Origin of the sequence: Dickeya sp. Secpp 1600, from assembly GCF_003049805.1 — a bacterium.
GTDB lineage: Bacteria > Pseudomonadota > Gammaproteobacteria > Enterobacterales > Enterobacteriaceae > Dickeya > Dickeya fangzhongdai.
The window spans coordinates 403492-422275 of the sequence record NZ_CP023484.1 but is presented as its reverse complement, the minus strand read 5'-3'; the positions used below and the strand labels follow the sequence as shown (position 1 = coordinate 422275).

Sequence of the window (18784 nt, the reverse complement as noted above, 5' to 3'; positions counted from 1 at the left end):
ACCGTCAGCCGCCTCGGTTTATCCCCGCTGGCGCGGGGAACACGGACCGGATGGCAAATGGTCTGGCCCGACAGACGGTTTATCCCCGCTGGCGCGGGGAACACGCCAGGAACGGAACGATTAGGAAAAGCGCAGACGGTTTATCCCCGCTGGCGCGGGGAACACTCCTCCGCCAGTCTGATACTGGGTCCTGTTACCGGTTTATCCCCGCTGGCGCGGGGAACACCCAAAGCCGCTTTAAATCGAAATAGTGAATGTCGGTTTATCCCCGCTGGCGCGGGGAACACTCTAAAAATATATACCTGTTTTATAAGGCATTTTAAAGGCAGGAAAATTCCACCGATTTTTTCCGGTTGTTAAAGAACATTAACCTATTGATTTTCAACAGGGTGAAATGAGACTAACCGCAGTCCGTCGAGGTCCACCGGCATCCGGCGGTTTTCACCGAAGGTTTGAAACTCAAAACCGGATTCGGTATTGGTGGCCCAGGCCATCACCACGTTGCCCTGCTCCGCCAGTTCCACCACCTGCTGCCAGATCATTTCCCGCACCCGACGCGAGGTGTCGCCCACATATACGCCGGCGCGCACCTCCAGCAGCCAGATCGCCAGCCGACCACGCAGGCGCGGCGGCACGTTCTCGGTGACCACCACCAGCATACTCATCCGCCATGCCCCCGGTGACCGGCGTCGCCAAACGGCGTCGGCTCAGGAATGGCCGGCGGTTGCGCGTCCGGCGGTGCCTGTGGCGGCGCGATCTCGCCGGCGGCCAGCACGTCTTCAATCAGCGGAATCAGTTTGGCCAACGTCTGCTGGCTGCGGAAAATATCGCGACACGCCACCCGCACGTCGCGATCCGGTTCCAGCGGATTACGGGCGGCAATCTCGAACGCTTTAGGCACCACGCCCTCGAACTTGATGATGTCGGCGATATCGTAGACAAACGATAACGGCTTGCCGCTGTGGACAAAACCGATGGCAGGCGCGTAGCCTGCCGCCAGTACCGCCGCCTCGGTAATACCGTACAGGCAGGCGGTGGCGGCGCTGATGCACTGGTTGACTTTGTCGCCGCGTTCCCAATCTTTCGGGTCGTAGCGGCGGCCCTGCCATTTCACGCCGTACTGCTTCGCCAGCAGGCTGTAGGTCTGCCGTACCCGCGCGCCTTCAATGCCGCGCAGTTGATCCACCGAGCGTCGACTCGGCGCCGGTTCGCCAAAGCGCAGCTCAAACATGCGCCGCACCACCTTCAGCCGCAATTCTTCATCCAGCGCCAGCTTCGCCTGATACAGCAACCGGTCGGAACGCGCCCCGCCCGGCTGCCCGGCGGCGTACAGCCGCACCCCGGCCTCGCCCACCCACACCAGCAACGTGCCGACGGTAGCCGCCAGCTTTGCCGCCGCGTGGGAAATGCGGGTGCCCGGCTCCAGCATAATGCAGGCCACCGAGCCGACCGGGATATGGGTGCGCACACCGTTTTTGTCGATCAGCACAAAAGCGCCGTCGATAACGTCAATCTGCCCGTATTGCAGGAAGATCATCGAGGTACGGTCTTTTAGCGGCAGCGGGTTAAGCGGAACAAACGACATTCACCCTCCCGTTCAGGCGCGTCGCAACAGCAGCAGCCCACACCCCAGCGACCGGCTTTTGCCCAGCCCCTGACTGACCGCCTGGGCAAAACGCCCGGCGTCGGTGATACGCAACAGGCCGTCGAAATCCACCGAACTGAAGCTGACCGGCGCGGTCTGCTGCGGTTTATACAGCCGATGACGCTGATAACCGTCAACGCGACAGGCGTTCACCTCAAACCCGCAGCGCTCGCCCTGACGCGCCAGCCAGTCAGCGGCGGCCTGTTGCTGGCGCGGCCAGATCTCCGCCTTGTCCGCCCCTTGCGCTTTGGCGTGGTATTTGGCGTCCATCAGCACATCACTCCGCTGCCGTTGGCGCGTCACCACCGGATTGGCGCGCAGGGAAAACGCCAGTTGCATCCCGACGCTCAGCTGTGGCTGCCAGGGTTTGGTTTCCACCACAAACAGGTTGTGATCCTGCCGGGGCGCGCAGGCCGAGAGCAGGTAATAGCGGCTAAGCGTCGCATGGTCGTCCTGCCGAAACAGAAAACCGCGTTGCGCTTCCTGCGGGAACAGTTGCCACAACCACTGATGGCTGGCGTAGACCGGCGAGGTCTGCCACTTGTCCGCCATCACCGATGACAGCGCCGCTGGTTGCAGCGTCACCCGGGAAAAGAACATCACTGACCTCCTTTCAGCACGCCGCGATACTGTACCCGCGTGGTAAATTGCCAGCGCCGACGGCTGGCGGGCTGATCGCCGCGCAACACCTGCATCACCCCGTCCGCCGCCACATCCTCACCCGCTTCCCAGTAGCAGGTGCCGTCCGGCTGGTTGATGAACTGCAGATCGGGGTCGTTTAGCAACGGCGCCCCGTCAACCTGTTGCCATACCTCAGGGAGCGAGCCGCTGAACAGGTGCGGCGCCAGCGGCAACGCCAGCGGGCAGCTTTTGCGGCCGAGATACAGCGGGAACACCGGCGTGCGCAGCGCGTCGGCCAGTTGCGCGAGCGTGACCGGCGCGCCGTCGGTGGCGCTCACCGCCACGTGGTAGTAGGCGTCGCAGCGGTATTCGCGGGCGGTCAGCAGCGTTTCCAGCCCTTGCGCCGGGTCTGAACACAGCTCATCGCGACGGGTGTGGCGCACCCGCTTGCGTTCTTCACGCGGCATTTGCACGGTATGGTAGTCACGCAGCCAGCCCTCCCGGCGGGAAAGCGGCCTGACCGCGAAGCGGTAGTGGGCGTTGAATTGCGTCAGCCGTTCTTCGTCGTCGCGCCGGATGCCGAGCGCCGCCGCCAGCAGCCCCAGCAGCGCGGAACGGCTGGGCACCGGCGAGGTATGGCGCACCTCGCCCACCGCCGGTTCCCCCCAGGATGCCAGCGGCGCGTAAAGCTGAAACACCAGATACTCAGTCATGCCGCCCTCACTGGCTGATGAAATCCAACAGTTGCGGCAGGCTGCCGGCTCCGGCTTCCACATCCAGCACATAGTCGGTCATGCCGTCGGCGCCGTAGGCGCGATTGAACTTCTCCTGCTGGTTTTTCAGCGCGCTAATCGCCGTTTCCAGCGGTTCGGCGCTGCGCACCGGTTTGAAAAACGCCACCGACAGCGCGCGCGGCTGCGCCGAGCCCCGTTCCGCCAACACGTAAGAGGCATACGCGCGGGAGGCGAAACTGTTCTGCTTGCCGGTGGGCGACACGGTGAGCGCGGTTTCCCCCAGCGCCCGCAGCGTGCGCTGCACCAGCACCTCGTCACCGCCGAGGTTTTCCCGCAGCCGGTCGCGGTCGATGCAGATATATTGATAGAACAGCGCCGAGGCAAAGCCTTGCTCGCCCATATGGCCGGAGCCGCTGTTGTCCTCGCCGGTGTTGAGGTCATCCACCGCGGTGAAGAAATCGTCTTCTACCGTCACCGCGCTGACGCCCAGCGCGTGCGCCACCTGACAGGCGGCCTCCACGTTAAATTCCGGGCTGGACGCCAGCATACGGCCGAACAGCGCGATATCGACGCTCGCCACCTCTTTGCGCAGCAGTTTCAGCTCTTCGCTGTTGGGTTCGCGGGATTCGGCAATCAGCGCATCCACCAGTTGATCCACCCGCGCCCGCTCCGGCACGCTGACGTGCGCCAGTTGTTCGATGTCGAACTTCTCCAGCGGGTCGGGGCTGTTTTTCTCTTCTTTTTTCAGCTTGCCGAACTGCCCGGCAATTTTCTTCGCGGCTTCCTCCGCGGTTTTGGTCGCCACGCCGCCGTCGGTAAGCGCCTTATACACCACTCGCCCCAATTGGCGGGTACGTTTGCCTATGTGCTCGCCCAAGGCGGTTTCAAACACCTCGGAGGTGCGCCAGGCGCGTTTGAGACTTTGTGACGACACCCGCAACCGCTCCACCCCGCCGACGATGGCGGTTTTCGGGCGGCCGGTGTCGTCCCGGTTCAGGTTGGCTGGCGCGTAGGCGGTCAAAAAATGCAGTTGAATAAAGGTGGTCATGCCGGTTCCTTGTTGTCGGTCGGGTGATTTCCGGTCGGTTCGTTGGCGGTATGGGCTGATGGCGTATCGTCCGGTGCGGGCTCCAGCGACGTCTGGTTGTATTCGCAAGCCCAGCGCACTGCGTTGCGTTTTAACGGATTGGGTTGTGCCGGTAGGTTGTGCTGTCGGTCGTACCATTCGTCCATCCACAGCAGGATGCCGTCGGCCAGCGACGGCAGATTCACCCCGTCGCTGCCGCGAATCGTGACGGCGCGGATCAGCAGGCGACACAGCTCCTCCGGCGTCTGCGCCCGCAGCAGGCGTTCAAAACGCAGTTCGGACAGGTAGCGCCGGTCGCTGCCGGCAGTGACCTTTTCCCCCAGTTGCGCGGCGAAACTTTTCTTGCCGTTATGCTCGTCCGCATGAACCGCCACCGCCGCGAATATCGCCACCGCCAGCAGGCGATGTTCCTTATCGCCGATTTGCGACGCCAGTATTCGCGCAATCCGTTGAAATCCCGGACAGGTCAGCGCGCCATAAGGGGCGGCGGCGCGCCGCAACGCCGCCCGATCCGCCCGCCCGTTGTAGTTGTCGTTATGCCGGTTCTGTAATGCGTAAAACCAGGCACTGATTTTCGCCGCCGCCGGCGCGTCTATCACCAGCAACGTTGCGGTATTACCCATTCACCGCCTCCTCCTGAGGTTGCATTTGTTTAAACTGCTTCATCGATTTCTGACCGTAGAACAGCTTCACCATGTCGCTGCGTGCTTTCACCGCCTGCGTCAGGTCGCCCAGTTGGTCCGGGTTGCCGAACGTCAACCGGTCAAAGGTGCCGAGCAGGTATAAGTAGAGCTGGTTCTGCCAGGCTTTCAGCGCGCTGATGGCGCACTTGCCGCTGGCGATGGAACGGTAAAGCTGGCGGAAAAACTGTTCGGTTTCCTGCCAGAACGACACATCGATAATACTGAAATCGCCGCCCACCTCTTTCGGCCGTCGGAACCAGGCCGCCTTCACCGACTGGCGCAGCAGTTGCTGAGCCTCGTGGGCCATCTGCAAGCCCAGCGGCAGGTAGTCGTGCACCGCCGGGGGGATCTCTTTCCACACCGGCACATGGTGTTCGTACCAGCAGCGCGCCTTCATGTTGTCCATGTCGTAGCCGAAGCACCACAGCCCGACCTTGTGCAACAACGACGCTCGTTGCTGGTTGAGGCTCACCACACGAGCGGGCAATGTCTGGCTGAGCGCATCCTGCGTGCCGATCACCAGCCCCAGCCAGTCGCGGTACGACAACCCGCCCGGCTGGCCTTTCACCGACAGCAACATGCCGTCTTTGTTCGACAGGCGATACGGCGTCAGCGGGTGCTGCCAGTGTTCGTACTGTACGCCGTAGTTTTTGGTGCGGTAGTGCGTCAGCAGTTGCTCCGACTTATCGCCGCACAGGTCGCAATGCCCGGCCTCGGTGTGGCCGAAATCCAGTTCAATGCGACGCGGCATACCCCAGAACGCCTGCAACCGGTGTGCGTTTTCCGGCGTCACCTTGTCTTTATCGCCTTCGCTGGTGCGGGTGGCCGCCAGCCAGGGGAACACCGCCGCCACGCAGTCGCCGCGCTCGCCGGGCGTGACGTTGGCCCACAGCTTGCGCCACAGCGGCACCGGGTTTTGCGCGTCGTAAGGCATCAGCAGGGTGGTGATCGGCCCGCCGCCGCGCACGCCGACCCGGTGCCCCACCCCGCCCGACGGCGCGTTGGTTTGCAGCGTGTACAGCGCCAGCGCGGCGCAATGCGGGCAGATGGCGTTCACCGTGCCGCGTTTGACGAAGTGGTCTTTATTGAGCTTGAGGGTATTGCCGCCCGGCGCATCGATCAGCAAACCGGAAATCGGGCTGTCATCGGCATCCAGTGGGGAAAAGTCCTGCATAAACGAGGGCTTGTCGGCACCGAAATTGAGCGCCGGCGCCAGCGTGTCGAGCGCGCGCACCCAGCCGTCGCCCAGCCCGTCGCGCCAGATGTCCTCCCAGTCTTCCTCATCCGAGGGAGCGTACGCGGTTTGCAACAGGCCGATCAGCAGTTGCCAGGCCGCGCCCTGAAAATCGGGCCGTGGACACGCCAGATCGATAATCCGGTCGTCGGCCAATTGCCGTGGAGAAATGTGGGTGCGGTGTCCGTCCGCGCCCACTACGGGTAACCAGGGTGTGTCAATCAGTGAAAACATGAACCTACCTCTTCAGTAAGGCCTCATCCGTGAGGTCGTCATGATTCCTGTTATTGTTTTCTGCCCCGGCGCGGCCAGAGTTCGCGCCAGTGGCACCGATGTTTCCCGGTGGACAAAACTGCTAACGCAGTAAAAAGACTATGGAAAAACAGTCGTATTACCTTGAGGCTGTGGACAAACAGCTCCATGGTCGGATTACAGACAAATTTATGTTGGAACAGTGAAACGTTTCGTGCGTGATAACCGGATTGCTCCTTTGCAACCCCGCCGCACGCCCAACAAGGAGAGGCTCAAACGCCGCCTCTCCTTGACCTCTGGCTGGTGGCTAAACTGTGGCGCTACGCGCTACCTTCGGCGTTCGACTTCGCTGTCCGGGCCGCCAGTGACGCGGTTACTCGCCCCATCCCTGGGGCTCGCCCTTCGGGCCAGCGTAAACGCTGTTCAAAAACGCTCCTGGCGTTTTTGTCCGGCGCGACACTGGCTTTCGCCGCGTCCATGCGGCTCACCCGGCGAAGTCGCCCACCTCAGCACAGTTTTGATACGCCACAAAAGGCTATGGCGCGCAACCAGAAGGGTTCTCAACAATCTGATTACCTGGCTATCAAATTCATCATGCACTGACTACCGTGCAACTAGTCCCATATCTGCATGGTAGTAATCTGCCGCTTCACCCGGCACCAGCAACAGCACTTCGGCGCCGGGGCGGTGCAGTTGTTGTCGAAAGCGGTCCAGCGCGTCGCCCTGTAAGGTCGGCCACTGTTTTTCGTGCTGCTGCCACCAGCGCTGGCGCACCGACAGGCGGCTTTTCTCCCAGCCAAACTCCCCCTCACCGGCATAGGGCTGCGGTAAAGCGTCGTCGCTGTCCGCCCGCCATGCCAGATAGACATCCTGCGATGCCTCGCCTGAACGGGTGAACAGCTCGGCGTCATCGCGCCAGCCGCGCTGACCGGCGGCGGCGCAATACCCCAGTTCAAACGCCAGTGACGACTGCGACGCGACGGTACGATCGCCCAGACTTTTCCCTTCAGCCTGATAGCCGCGCTCCTCCAGCGCCGCCGGTGCCGGTATGCGTTGTTCATAAACGCTGTCTATCAGCAAACGCGCCTCTTCCGGCATGCGCAGCGCGCCCGCATCTCACAACATCGCCTGCGTGCGCCACAGCACCGCATGATGCTGATACACCGCGCCGGTGCCGCTCAGCTCCACTCCCAGCCAGTCAGGACCGGCCTCGGGCTGCCATTGCGGCGCCAGAACCCACAGCACCGGCGGGGCGCGGTCATCCTGCTGCGGCGCAGCGTCGTCCAGCTGTTTACAACGACCATCTGCCCGGCGGATATGACGTTGCAGGCGCCCGGCGCGCTGGATCAGCAAATCCACCGGCGCCAGATCGCTTATCATCACATCCACATCAATATCCAGCGACTGTTCCACCACCTGGGTGGCGATCAGCACCTTGCCGCGCCGCTGTGCGCCTGTGCTGTGTTTGCCAAAGCGCTCAATCGCCGTGTCTTCAATCACCATGCGGTCGCAAAACGCAAACCGGCTGTGGAACAGCAGCACATCGTCCGCTGTTATCTCGCTGCACTGGCGCAACTGCCGCCAGGCGTCAATCGCCTCATCCACCGTGTTGCGAATCCAGCAGACGCACTGCCCGGCGGCCACCGCCTGACGAATCAACGCGATGGCTTCCGACCGGCGAGACAGCCAGTCAACCGTCACCGTGCGCCGGACCTCGGCGCGGGTTTCCACCGGCCACTCCCGCAGCGCCTGCGCGTTCACCTGGGTAAACCACGGGTATCCGGCCTGCTCCGCCAGACGGCCGGGCGGTTGCTGCATCCCCCGACAGAACGCCTGCACCAGCCGCTCCCGCTGAGACGCCGCCAGCGTGGCGGTAAGAATAATCGCGCTGCCGCCCTGACTGGCGTGGAAGGTCAGCAGGCTTTCCAGCAGACGGCCGGTGTAGGCATCGTAGGCGTGCACTTCATCCAGCAGCAGAATTTTGCCGCCCAGCCCTAACAGCCGCAGCGACTGGTGGCGAAACGCCATCACCGCCATCAGCGCCTGATCGAGCGTACCGACGCCGACATCCGCCAGCAGCGCTTTCTTGCGCGAGTCGGCAAACCACTGATTGCACGCGGCGCTGGCGCTGTCTTCGTTATCCGGCCCGTACCGCATCTGCCCCGCCTGCGCTGGCCCCCATAGCGACAGGCGGAAATCCGTCACCATGTCGCGCGCGCCGTGCGCCAGCATCAGCGATGGCGCATCCCTTTCGTCAAACAAGGCGCGATATGCCTTCGCCAACCGCCGGTACATGGCGTTGGCGGTCGCCATCGTCGGCAGGCCGACATACAGCCCGTCGCCGCGACCGGCGCTCATCAGCCGGTGCGCCAGCGCCAGCGCGGCTTCGGTTTTGCCCGCCCCGGTGACATCCTCCAGCACAAACAGCTGCGGGCCGGGCGCATCAATCTCGACCGCCATCGCCTGCTGCTGCAACGGCGTCGGCCGGGTGATAAAGGGAAAGAGGTTGCGCATTCCCGTAAACGGCGCAGCCACAGCAGCGGCCGGCAGGCGAGACACCGACTGCTCGGCATGCGGCAACGCGCATTGCCGCCAGTATTGCGCCAGCGTCAGCGTCGGCTCCGCCCGATAGGGGAAATCGTCCTGCGATGAGCCAAGCCAGTCCGCCAGTACCACGCCGCCAGCCAGCGGCCAGCTTTTCTGTTGCAACAACACCCGCCAGTTTTTGTCGCTAAAACTATCGGGAAATGCCGTTAGTTCAGGAAACACGGCGTGCAAATCGGTCAGATAAGCCTGTGCGGCCAGAATATCGTCAGGGTGGAAAGCCAGCGCGCCGTTGCCCTCTTCCCGCGGCGGCTGTCCATGATGGCCGCATACCAGCCGCAGCCATACATCCATCGCGTAATGCAGTTTCTCCGGTCGGGATGTGGCGGGCAGCCAGTCCGTTTGCTCTCGCCAGTTGTCATGCAGCTTAAAACGCCACAACCACAACCCCAGCGAGTCATGGCGCATTGAATAAGCCTGCCCCGCCCCATGCACCAGCGGCGCGGCTGGGTTCTGGTAGAGCTGTTGAAAACCACGGGCGAACTTGCCGATATCGTGCCAGGCCAGAAACCAGGCCAGCCATAACGCGGCGCACTCTTCATCCAGTCCCAACGCCTGCAAATGGTCACGGACATGAAAACGGTTATTTTTCACCAGCCAATAGCCACAGGCCGCCACATCCAGACAGTGATAAGGCAATAAATGATAAGGCGCGCCGTTTTCGTTATTGGAAAACGTTCGGGCTTTTCCCCAGTAACGAAAATAGGACTCAGACAACAGTTCCGAATGGACTGCCTCGGGCATCGGCTTACCTCACCACTAAAAACACGTGACTATTTATTAAGTATGGAAAACAAATAGGCGGTGACAAGATAATTTTTATAAATAAAAAAGCGACTTATCACATATGTGACATTCATTAGCCGATGAATAGCATTTGAGAATAAATATAACGTCATCCCAATAATAATTATTGGAAATTATTTCTCATTCCGGCGAGATAATTATTTTTTATGATCTCAGTTCCGGCTTTTTTATTGTCATAAATTCAACCAGCTGCCATTAGCGACTTCCCCGGATTACGCCGCTATACAATCATTCTTCAAGTTGCAGGTGCGTCGGCTTTACTACACTACTCCGCTCATCCCTGAGCCTCTCCCCGCGGGCTGGATACCCACAAAATCAGTTAGAGAATGAGAGGCGTCCATATAATACATGACTTCATGACTTAACTTCACTTATGGTGGTTTTGATAATGACTTCAGGAAGTGACGTTGTGAGGCGAGGGAATGAAAGAGCAGGTTTCATCACTACGGAAGAGGCAAAAAAGTACGCTTGAACAGGTGTTTAAATCGCCCGTCCAGTCAGGCATCAAATGGGCCGATATCGAGTCACTGATAAAGGCGCAGTAGCCAACCTGCGCGACTGGCTTGAAAGCATAGGAGTGAAGCCATGAGCAAACCATCCACACCAAACACCATTGAGATAGCCAGACAACTGGCTGTTATCAGTTATGTGCCGGAACTTGGCGCATTTCGTGGCAAGTTTCTGGGTCTGACCGGCTATTGTGATTTTGTGTCGGACAGCATTCAGGGGCTGAAAAAAGAAGGTGAAATCTCACTGCGCGAGTATCTGGATGACTGCAGCGCAGCGGGCATTGAGCCATACGTCCGCCAGGAAAGGATTAAAACATTTACGTTACGCTACCCTGAGTCGTTCGGGGAACGTTTGAATCAAGCTGCTGCCGAGCAGGGAACCTCTGTCAACGCCTTCATCATCGAGACGCTAAACGAGAGAATGAAACACGCATGACGGCGGTTTCAAACTGCTTAGGGTATACACCACAACCATAAACCGCGTTCCTGATGAGCTTTTCATGCCCCTCGCCGATCAACGAGTTGATTAGCTAAACCGTTTCTTCTATTTTAGCCAACAGTTTAACTATCCCCGATAAAGAGTGTAATTATGTCTCACAAAGTATGGGTAATGGGCGATGCGGTGGTCGACCTCATTCCGGAAGGCGAGGAGCGCTATCTGAAATGTCCGGGGGGCGCGCCCGCCAACGTCGCCGTGGGCGTCGCCCGATTGGGCGGACACAGCGGCTTTATTGGCCGCGTCGGCGAGGACGCGTTCGGTCACTTCCTGCGCGACGTACTGGCCCGCGAGCAGGTGGATGTCCGTCACATGCAACCGGATGCGGAACACCGCACCTCCACCGTGGTGGTGAGTCTGGATGCCCAGGGTGAGCGCACCTTCACGTTTATGGTGCGCCCCAGCGCCGACCTGTTCCTGCAACCGTCCGACCTGCCGGCGTTTCAGCGCAGCGAATGGCTGCACCTGTGCTCCATCGCCCTGTCGCGCGAACCGTCGCGCAGCACGGCGCTGGAAGCGATAACGCGGATTCGCGCCGCCCAAGGGTGGGTCAGTTTTGACCCGAATATCCGCGCCGACCTGTGGCACAGCGAGCAGGAGTTGAGAACCTGTCTGGATCAGGTGCTGGCGCTGGCGGACGTAGTGAAACTGTCGGAAGAGGAATTCCGGTTTCTCAGCGGCAGCGAGGACATTCGTCAGGGCAGCGCCAACCTGATGGCCCGATACCCCATCAAGCGGTTGCTGATTACTCAGGGCGGCGACGGCGTCTGGCTGCATGACGGCCATCAGTTGCGCCATTTCCTGGCGCACCGCGTCATCCCGGTCGACACCACCGGCGCGGGCGACGCCTTTGTCGCCGGCATGCTCGCCGCACTGGCCGGCTACGATAGCCTGTACCAGATTGACGACTGGCATACCGTACTCACGCAGGCGCAGCGCTGCGGCGCGCTGGCGACCACCGCCAAAGGCGCGATGACGGCGCTGCCGTTCGCCCATCAACTCACCGCCTCGCTATAGCCTTTCAGAGCCTGTTCCCGACGACCGCATTGCACCGCCGGGAGCGGGTTTTGTTGTCATGATCACAGTTAGCACAGCAAGAAAACAAAATTCCTTGCCAACCCCTTCGACCCCATTTAGCTTTCGCTGCATAACCGGTTTAGCAATTTAGCAAAACAAAAAAAACCATCTGACCATCCAAGGGAAAACCCAACATGATAAAGCCAGGTTATCTTGCCGCCGCCGTGGGACTCGCACTCTGTACCTCTCAGGCGCTGGCAGCCCCTTCTGATAGCATTGAAGCGCGCCTGAACGCGCTGGAGCAGCGTCTGTTGCAGGCGGAACAACGCGCGAAGCAAGCGGAAGCCCGCGCCGACGCCGCCGAAAAACAAGCTAAACAACTGGCGGCCCGCACTGCGCAGGTCGAGCAGAAAACCCAGCAGGTGGAACAAACCACCCAGCAAGTGGCGCAGCAAACCCAACAGGTCGCGGCGCGCGCCACGCAAAACGAACAGCAGACCCAGCAGGTAGCGCTGAAAACCGACTCGCTGGCCAGCAAGCGCAGTATCGCCGATGGCTTTGAGTTCCACGGTTATGCCCGTTCCGGCCTGGCTATCCACGATTCCGTCACCAGTTCGAAGGCGAACATCGGCCCCAGTATGACGCCGGCCGGTGAAACCGGCGGCCATGTCGGCCGTCTGGGCAACGAAGACGACACCTACCTGGAACTGAAGCTGGAACACCGCACCAAACTGGATAACGGCGCCACCACCCGTTTCAAAGTGATGATGGCGGACGGCCAGCGCAGCTATAACGACTGGACCGCCAGCACCAGCGACCTGAACGTGCGCGAAGCGTTTGTGGAGTTGGGCTCGCTGCCGACGTTCACCGGCGCCTTCAAGGACACCACGCTGTGGGCAGGTAAGCGTTTTGACCGCGACAACTTCGATATCCACTGGATCGACTCCGACGTGGTGTTCCTGGCAGGGACCGGCGGCGGTATCTACGACGTAAAACCGGCGGATGGCTGGAAAACCAACTTCTCCCTGTACGGCCGCAGCCTCGGCGAGATCACCACGCTGGACAACGAGATCCAGAACTACATCGTCACCAGCAATAACTTCGTCGGCCCGTTCCAGTTCATGCTGAGCGGCCTGCGCGCCCGCAACAACGACATAAAAGAAAATACCGGGCGCAACAACGCCAACAACGTCACCAACACCAATGCCGGCGACAGCGGTTATCACGCGCTGGCCGCCTGGCACGGCGACAGCTTCTACGGTCTGCGCGACGGGACGTCCAAAGTGGCGCTGCTGTACGGCCACGGCCTCGGCGGCGAAGTTAAATCCATCGGTTCCGACGGCAACCTGACCCAGAACGCCAGTACCTGGCGCCTGGCGACCTACGGCACTACCGCGCTGAATAAAACCTGGAGCTTCGCCCCGGCGATTCTGGCGCAAAGCAGCAAAGATCGTTACGTTCAGGGGGATGACTATCGCTGGGTGACATTTAATGCGCGCTTTATTCAGGAAATCACCGAAAACTTCGCACTGGCCTATGAAGGCAGCTATCAATATATGAATCTGGATCCTCAGGGATACTTATCGCGTAATCAGGTAAGCGGCGGGTTCTACAAGCTGACTTTCGCCCCGACGTTCAAAGTGGGCGATATCTCCAATTTATTAAGCCGTCCGGAACTGCGCGTCTTCGCCAGTTACATGGATTGGGACAAGCGGCTGGATAACTACGCCAGCGACGACGCCTTCGGCTCCACCGGCTTCAAAGCCGGCGGCGAATGGACCTTCGGCGTCCAGATGGAAACCTGGTTTTAACGGTTAACGCGGCCGTCACCGGCAAGGCTTATGCTACCGGTGACGGGTGACCGCACACCTGTTATTGATAAAAGAGGAATACTATGGATATTCATGCCACTGCGGCATCCCTGATTCCCTTGCTGGGCGGCAGGGAAAATATCGCCAGCGCCGCGCACTGCGCCACCCGCCTGCGGCTGGTGCTCAACGATGACAGCCTGGCCGATAAAACCGCCATCGAAAGCGTCGAGGGCGTCAAAGGGTGTTTCCAGAATGCCGGCCAGATGCAGATCATTTTTGGCTCCGGGCTGGTGAACAAGGTCTACGCCGAGTTCATCAAGGCCGCCGGCATCAGCGAAACCAGCACCGCCGAAACCGCCACGCTGGCGGCGCAAAAGCTCAATCCACTGCAACGGCTGGCGCGCTTACTGTCGAACATTTTCGTACCGATTATCCCGGCGATTGTCGCCTCCGGCCTGCTGATGGGCCTGCTCGGCATGATCAAAACCTACGGCTGGGTCGACGCCGGCAGCGCTATTTTCGTGATGCTGGATATGTTCAGCTCCGCCGCTTTCATCATTCTGCCGATTCTGATCGGCTTTACCGCCGCGCGTGAATTCGGCGGCAACCCTTATCTGGGCGCGACGCTGGGCGGCATCCTCACCCACCCGGCGCTGACCAACGCCTGGGGCGTAGCCGGCGGTTTCAAGACCATGCACCTGTTCGGTCTGGAATTCGCCATGATCGGCTATCAGGGCACCGTGTTCCCGGTATTGCTGGCGGTCTGGTTCATGAGTCTGGTGGAAAAGCGCCTGCGCAAGGTGGTGCCGAACGCGCTGGATATCATCGTGACGCCGTTCCTGACCGTGATCATTTCCGGCTTCGTCGCCATGCTGGTGATTGGTCCGGCGGGCCGTATGCTGGGCGACGGCATTTCCTTAGTGCTGAGCACCCTGATTGCCCACGCCGGCTGGCTGGCCGGGCTGCTGTTCGGCGGGCTTTATTCGGCTATCGTCATCACCGGCGTGCACCACAGCTTCCACGCTATTGAAGCCGGGCTGCTGGGTAACCCGTCCATCGGCGTTAACTTCCTGCTGCCGATCTGGGCGATGGCTAACGTAGCGCAGGGCGGCGCCTGTCTGGCGGTGTACTTCAAAACCCGCGACGCTAAAATCAGAGCCATCGCCGTGCCGTCGTCGCTTTCCTGTCTGCTCGGCATTACCGAAGCGGCAATCTTCGGGATTAACCTGCGCTTCATCAAACCGTTTCTGGCCGGGCTGGCGGGCGGCGCACTGGGCGGCGCCTGGGTCGTCGCCAACCACGTCAACATGACGGCGGTCGGGCTGACCGGCATTCCGGGCCTTGCCATCGTACAGGCAGGCTCAATCCTGAATTATCTGATTGGCATGTTGATCGCCTTTGGCGCAGCCTTCCTGATCTCTCTGTTGCTGAAATACAAAACGGACAACGCATAATGAAGGAAATCCATCTGTTAAAACGCATGGCCTACGCCCTGATGTCCGGACCGTCACGGCAAACCTATGACCCGCATCGTCCGCAGTGGCACCTGTCGCCGCTGGTCGGGCTGCTGAACGATCCGAATGGCTTCGTGCAGCATAAGGGGCGTTACCATCTGTTTTATCAGTGGAATCCGCAGGCCTGCGCCCACGGCGCCAAGTTCTGGGGGCACTGGAGCTCCGCCGATCTGGTGCACTGGCGTCACGAACCGGTGGCGCTGGTGCCATCAGAAAGCTATGAAAGCCACGGCTGCTACTCTGGCTCCGCCGTGGTGGACAACGACGCTCTGGCGCTGATTTATACCGGCAACGTGAAATACGACGACGGCTCACGCACCGCGTATCAGTGCCTGGCGCGCGCCAACGACGACGGCGAATTCGACAAGGCCGGCCCGGTGCTGTCATTGCCGGAAGGGTACACCGGCCACGTCCGCGACCCGAAGGTCTGGCGTCATCAGGACAACTGGTACATGGTGCTGGGCGCACAGGATGCGGATTTACAGGGCAAAGTGCTGCTGTATCGGTCATCCGACCTGCTGCAATGGCATTCTCTGGGTGAAATCGCCGGCTCCCGCCTCAACGGGCTGGGCGATTTCGGTTACATGTGGGAATGCCCGGACCTGTTCGCACTAGAAAACCATGAGGTGTTGATCTGCTGTCCGCAAGGGCTGCCTGCCGAAGAAGAGCGCTACCTGAATACCCATCAGTCCGGTTATTTCATCGGCTCGCTCGACTACGACAACGGCAGTTTCCCCCATCAGGCGTTCCACGAACTGGATCTGGGCTTCGAATTTTACGCGCCGCAAACCACGCAGAGCGAAGATGGCCGCCGTCTGCTGTTCGGCTGGATGGGCGTGCCGGATCAGGACGAATTCTTTCAACCGACCATCACCCACGGCTGGATCCATACCATGACCTGCCCGCGCGAACTGACGCTGCGCGATGATCGGATTTATCAGCAACCGGCGCGCGAGCTGCAAAGCCTGCGTCATCTGGAACATCTGTGGCAGGGCGTCGCCAACTACGCGCCCGCGCTGCCCGCCAGCAGCGCGGAACTCATGCTGGACACACAGGGCGAATTTCAGATCAACTTCGCCGGGGTGATGGTGTTGTGCTGGGACGGCGAACGCCTGACGCTAAGCCGTCGCAATCGCCGCACCAACGAGCCGGAACACCGTTACTGGCATGACGGCCCGCTGCACCACTTGCAGATTCTGTGCGACCGCTCCAGCGTGGAAATTTTTATCAACCACGGGCAGGCGGTGATGTCATCACGCTATTTCCCCACCAGCGACGCCATGGTCAGCTTCAGCGGCTCGGGTCGCATCACGTTGCAACACTGGCTGTTGGCACCGTGCGTGATAGAATAAGGTTCCTTTTCATGCCATTAAAGGCACATTGTTCTCTAAAGATACCACGGTGAAACAGAGCAAACGCGTCACAATCAGCGACATCGCACGACTGGCGGGAGTATCCAAATCCACCGCCAGTCTGGTTCTCAATGGCCGCAGCAAAGAGTTCCGCGTTTCGGACGAAACCCGTGACCGGGTGCTGGCGCTGGCGCAGCAGCAACGCTATCAACCCAGCATCCACGCCCGCTCTTTGCGCTCCAGCCGCAGCAATACGCTGGGGCTGGTGGTGCCGGAAATGACCAACTACGGTTTTGCGGTGATCTCCCGCGAACTGGAGTGCCTGTGTCGGGAAGCCGGGTTGCAATTGCTGATTGCCTGTACCGATGAGAACGCCAGCCAGGAAATGATGGCGGTCAACAGCCTGATTCAGCGTCAGGTGGATGGCCTGATCGTCGCGTCCAGCATGCTGAGCGATGTCGAATACCAGAAGATTAACCAGCAGTTGCCGGTGTTGCAGTTCGACCGGGTGATCGGCGAGTCCGACCTGCCGATGGTGGTCTCCGAGGCGGTGGAATCGACCGCCACGCTGGTGGAAAACATCGCCCGTCAGCATCCGGACGAATTCTATTTCATCGGCGGTCAGCCGCGCATTTCTCCCACCCGCGATCGACTGGCCGGTTTTCAGCTCGGGCTGGAGCGCGCCGGCGTCGAGTGCCACCCGGAATGGATTATCCACGGCAACTATCATTCCAGCGCCGGCTACGAGATGTTCGCCCAACTGTGCGCCCGCCTCGGCCGCCCGCCCAAGGCGCTGTTTACCGCCGCCTGCGGCCTGCTGGAAGGGGTGCTGCGCTACCTGAACCAGCACAACCTGATGGACTGCGACATGCGGCTGTGCAGTTTTGACGATCACTATCTGTTTGATTGCCTGCCGATGAAGATCGATACCGTGGCGCAGGATTGCGAAACGCTGGCGCGCAACAGCTTCGAGATGATCAACGCGCTGATTGAAGGGCAACCGTTGCAGGAAAGCCGCGTGTATGTGCCGACCCGCCTGCACTGGCGTCACCCGGACTCCCGCGCCTGAAGGCGATGCATCTGGAAGACCTCACTGAAGAGATAGCGTGACAAAAAGAGAAGCGCGACAAAAAGAGAAGCGCGACAAAAAGTAGCTTGCGAGGCTGGCGACCGGTAAGATAACCGACAACTGGTTATATTTACAGGTGTGATAATGAATGCCCAGACCTTTGAAGAGCAAAAGTTTAGTGCGGATCGCTTCACCCATCAGCGCGTCGAAAACTGTAAATTCCATAATTGCGACTTTGCCGGCTGCGATTTAACTGATACCCAGTTTTTGGATTGCCAGTTTTTCGATCAAGAAAGCCAAATGGGCTGTAATTTTTATAGAGCGACGTTGAAAGACGCCAGCTTTAAAAACTGTGATTTGTCGCTGTGCAATTTCCGCTCGGTGAAGGCTCTGGGCATTGAAATACGCGACTGCCGGGCGCAGGGCGCTGACTTCCGGGACGCCAGCTTCATGAACAGGATTACCGCCCGCACATGGTTTTGCAGCGCCTACATCACGAAATCAAATTTAAGTTACGCCAACCTGTCGGGCGTCATACTGGAAAAGTGTGAGCTTTGGGAAAACCGCTGGACGGGCGCGAATGTCAACGGCGCCAGCTTTGTCGGCTCCGATTTATCAGGGGGAGAGTTTACTTCTTTTGACTGGCGTTCCGCCGACTTTACGCAATGCGATTTAATCAACTCAGAGTTGGGGGAGCTTGATGTGCGCTCGACAAACCTCGAAGGCGTGAAGTTAGATAATTATCAGATAAATACGTTGATGGAGCGTCTTGGAATAATCGTGATTGAACAATAGTTGAAAGCCGCAAGAATTCGTCAGGTGCCGCCAGCGCTCCCGGTTTATTCGCGGCAGCGTGCAAAAAACCAGACGCCCATAAAAAAACCACCGCCGGAGCGGTGGTTCAGTGCAGGCAGCAAACCGCGACTCAGCGTGCTTTCTCCGCGCCCATCAGGCCAATTTTGAGATAGCCCGACTCACGCAGCGAATCCATCACCCGCATCAGGGTTTCATAATCCACACTCTTGTCTGCCTGAAAGAAAATGGTGGTGTCTTTATTGCCCAGGGTTTTGGCTTCCAGCGCCTGAGCCAGCGTCGCTTCGGTGATCGCATCGTCGCCCAGATAGAGCTGTTTATCGGCCTTCACCGTCAGGAACACCGGTTTTTCCGGGCGCGGCTGCGGCGTGGCGCTGGAGGCAGGCAGGTTGACCCGCACATCCACCGTCGCCAGCGGCGCCGCCACCATGAAGATGATCAGCAGCACCAGCATAACGTCGATAAACGGCGTCACGTTGATGTCATGCATTTCACCGTTTTCACTCTGCCCGTCGTTCAGATGCATCGCCATCGAC

15 protein-coding genes, 2 pseudogenes and 1 CRISPR repeat array (1 of these 18 cut by a window edge) are annotated in these 18784 nt (G+C 59.9%); of the genes and pseudogenes, 8 read left to right on the top strand and 9 right to left on the bottom strand.

The features are described 5' to 3' along the window. A CRISPR array of direct repeats spans nucleotides 1–287; the repeat unit is 29 nt; unit sequence CGGTTTATCCCCGCTGGCGCGGGGAACAC (it extends 1328 nt beyond the left edge of the window). 84 nt (nucleotides 288–371) lie between these two features. The 8 genes and pseudogenes from cas2e to cas3 form a co-directional block, all read right to left on the bottom strand. Further along, nucleotides 372–665 carry a type I-E CRISPR-associated endoribonuclease Cas2e gene (cas2e, locus tag CPA59_RS01940; RefSeq protein WP_038917614.1) on the bottom strand — a complete coding sequence of 98 codons (294 nt, stop codon included), beginning with the start codon at nucleotides 663–665 and terminating at the stop codon, nucleotides 372–374. Continuing rightward, nucleotides 662–1585 (bottom strand): type I-E CRISPR-associated endonuclease Cas1e, encoded by a 924-nt coding sequence (cas1e, locus tag CPA59_RS01935; protein ID WP_107758584.1) that lies wholly within the window; start codon nucleotides 1583–1585, stop codon nucleotides 662–664. The genes cas2e and cas1e overlap by 4 nt, the downstream gene beginning before the upstream one ends. 12 nt (nucleotides 1586–1597) lie before the next feature. After that, a complete protein-coding gene (gene cas6e, locus CPA59_RS01930) occupies nucleotides 1598–2245 on the bottom strand; it encodes a type I-E CRISPR-associated protein Cas6/Cse3/CasE (protein WP_049855240.1) in 648 nt (215 codons plus the stop codon). Beyond that, complete coding sequence (gene cas5e / locus CPA59_RS01925; protein ID WP_107758583.1) at nucleotides 2245–2979, bottom strand: type I-E CRISPR-associated protein Cas5/CasD; 735 nt, start codon at nucleotides 2977–2979, stop codon at nucleotides 2245–2247. The genes cas6e and cas5e overlap by 1 nt, the downstream gene beginning before the upstream one ends. Nucleotides 2980–2986: 7 nt before the next feature. Further along, the gene (cas7e, locus tag CPA59_RS01920) at nucleotides 2987–4048 is read right to left on the bottom strand and encodes a type I-E CRISPR-associated protein Cas7/Cse4/CasC (RefSeq protein WP_100848744.1); all 1062 of its coding nucleotides are present in this window, start codon (nucleotides 4046–4048) and stop codon (nucleotides 2987–2989) included. Then, nucleotides 4045–4710 (bottom strand): type I-E CRISPR-associated protein Cse2/CasB, encoded by a 666-nt coding sequence (casB, locus tag CPA59_RS01915; protein WP_107758582.1) that lies wholly within the window; start codon nucleotides 4708–4710, stop codon nucleotides 4045–4047. The genes cas7e and casB overlap by 4 nt, the downstream gene beginning before the upstream one ends. Continuing rightward, on the bottom strand, nucleotides 4703–6238 hold the full coding sequence (gene casA, locus CPA59_RS01910; protein ID WP_107758581.1) for a type I-E CRISPR-associated protein Cse1/CasA: 1536 nt from the start codon (nucleotides 6236–6238) through the stop codon (nucleotides 4703–4705). Before casA ends, casB begins: the two co-directional genes overlap by 8 nt. A 621-nt stretch (nucleotides 6239–6859) precedes the next feature. Next, nucleotides 6860–9604, bottom strand: a pseudogene (cas3, locus tag CPA59_RS01900) (CRISPR-associated helicase Cas3'). 485 nt (nucleotides 9605–10089) lie between these two features. Between cas3 and CPA59_RS23020 the strand changes: the two are divergent. From CPA59_RS23020 to CPA59_RS01865, 8 genes and pseudogenes are all read left to right on the top strand, one after another. Then, nucleotides 10090–10206 (top strand): annotated as a pseudogene (locus CPA59_RS23020) (hexulose-6-phosphate synthase); the annotation flags it as partial. A 46-nt stretch (nucleotides 10207–10252) separates the two neighbouring features. Next, nucleotides 10253–10612, top strand: coding sequence for a type II toxin-antitoxin system HicB family antitoxin (locus CPA59_RS01895; RefSeq protein WP_107758580.1), 360 nt, complete (start codon nucleotides 10253–10255; stop codon nucleotides 10610–10612). A 153-nt stretch (nucleotides 10613–10765) separates the two neighbouring features. Further along, nucleotides 10766–11689 carry an aminoimidazole riboside kinase gene (locus tag CPA59_RS01890; RefSeq protein ID WP_107758579.1) on the top strand — a complete coding sequence of 308 codons (924 nt, stop codon included), beginning with the start codon at nucleotides 10766–10768 and terminating at the stop codon, nucleotides 11687–11689. Between the two features lie 194 nt (nucleotides 11690–11883). Next, nucleotides 11884–13500, top strand: coding sequence for a carbohydrate porin (locus CPA59_RS01885; RefSeq protein ID WP_084682746.1), 1617 nt, complete (start codon nucleotides 11884–11886; stop codon nucleotides 13498–13500). A gap of 83 nt (nucleotides 13501–13583) precedes the next feature. Next, nucleotides 13584–14954 carry a sucrose-specific PTS transporter subunit IIBC gene (locus CPA59_RS01880; protein ID WP_038663021.1) on the top strand — a complete coding sequence of 457 codons (1371 nt, stop codon included), beginning with the start codon at nucleotides 13584–13586 and terminating at the stop codon, nucleotides 14952–14954. Further along, nucleotides 14954–16366: a sucrose-6-phosphate hydrolase gene (locus tag CPA59_RS01875; RefSeq protein ID WP_107758578.1), complete on the top strand. Its 1413-nt coding sequence runs from the start codon at nucleotides 14954–14956 to the stop codon at nucleotides 16364–16366. Before CPA59_RS01880 ends, CPA59_RS01875 begins: the two co-directional genes overlap by 1 nt. 49 nt (nucleotides 16367–16415) lie before the next feature. Continuing rightward, nucleotides 16416–17435 carry a substrate-binding domain-containing protein gene (locus CPA59_RS01870; protein ID WP_107760755.1) on the top strand — a complete coding sequence of 340 codons (1020 nt, stop codon included), beginning with the start codon at nucleotides 16416–16418 and terminating at the stop codon, nucleotides 17433–17435. A 144-nt stretch (nucleotides 17436–17579) separates the two neighbouring features. Continuing rightward, complete coding sequence (locus CPA59_RS01865) at nucleotides 17580–18230, top strand: Qnr family pentapeptide repeat protein (protein ID WP_038917601.1); 651 nt, start codon at nucleotides 17580–17582, stop codon at nucleotides 18228–18230. 130 nt (nucleotides 18231–18360) lie between these two features. Here CPA59_RS01865 and exbD read toward each other — a convergent pair whose 3' ends face one another. Beyond that, complete coding sequence (gene exbD / locus CPA59_RS01860) at nucleotides 18361–18780, bottom strand: TonB system transport protein ExbD (protein WP_038663030.1); 420 nt, start codon at nucleotides 18778–18780, stop codon at nucleotides 18361–18363. Between the last annotated feature and the right edge of the window lie 4 nt (nucleotides 18781–18784).

Bases quoted from the DNA above. Each gene is read 5' to 3' on its own strand.
- cas2e (WP_038917614.1), bottom strand. From the start codon at position 665: ATGAGTATGCTGGTGGTGGTCACCGAGAACGTGCCGCCGCGCCTGCGT.
- cas1e (WP_107758584.1), bottom strand. From the start codon at position 1,585: ATGTCGTTTGTTCCGCTTAACCCGCTGCCGCTAAAAGACCGTACCTCG.
- cas6e (WP_049855240.1), bottom strand. From the start codon at position 2,245: ATGTTCTTTTCCCGGGTGACGCTGCAACCAGCGGCGCTGTCATCGGTG.
- cas5e (WP_107758583.1), bottom strand. From the start codon at position 2,979: ATGACTGAGTATCTGGTGTTTCAGCTTTACGCGCCGCTGGCATCCTGG.
- cas7e (WP_100848744.1), bottom strand. From the start codon at position 4,048: ATGACCACCTTTATTCAACTGCATTTTTTGACCGCCTACGCGCCAGCC.
- casB (WP_107758582.1), bottom strand. From the start codon at position 4,710: ATGGGTAATACCGCAACGTTGCTGGTGATAGACGCGCCGGCGGCGGCG.
- casA (WP_107758581.1), bottom strand. From the start codon at position 6,238: ATGTTTTCACTGATTGACACACCCTGGTTACCCGTAGTGGGCGCGGAC.
- CPA59_RS01895 (WP_107758580.1), top strand. From the start codon at position 10,253: ATGAGCAAACCATCCACACCAAACACCATTGAGATAGCCAGACAACTG.
- CPA59_RS01890 (WP_107758579.1), top strand. From the start codon at position 10,766: ATGTCTCACAAAGTATGGGTAATGGGCGATGCGGTGGTCGACCTCATT.
- CPA59_RS01885 (WP_084682746.1), top strand. From the start codon at position 11,884: ATGATAAAGCCAGGTTATCTTGCCGCCGCCGTGGGACTCGCACTCTGT.
- CPA59_RS01880 (WP_038663021.1), top strand. From the start codon at position 13,584: ATGGATATTCATGCCACTGCGGCATCCCTGATTCCCTTGCTGGGCGGC.
- CPA59_RS01875 (WP_107758578.1), top strand. From the start codon at position 14,954: ATGAAGGAAATCCATCTGTTAAAACGCATGGCCTACGCCCTGATGTCC.
- CPA59_RS01865 (WP_038917601.1), top strand. From the start codon at position 17,580: ATGAATGCCCAGACCTTTGAAGAGCAAAAGTTTAGTGCGGATCGCTTC.
- exbD (WP_038663030.1), bottom strand. From the start codon at position 18,780: ATGGCGATGCATCTGAACGACGGGCAGAGTGAAAACGGTGAAATGCAT.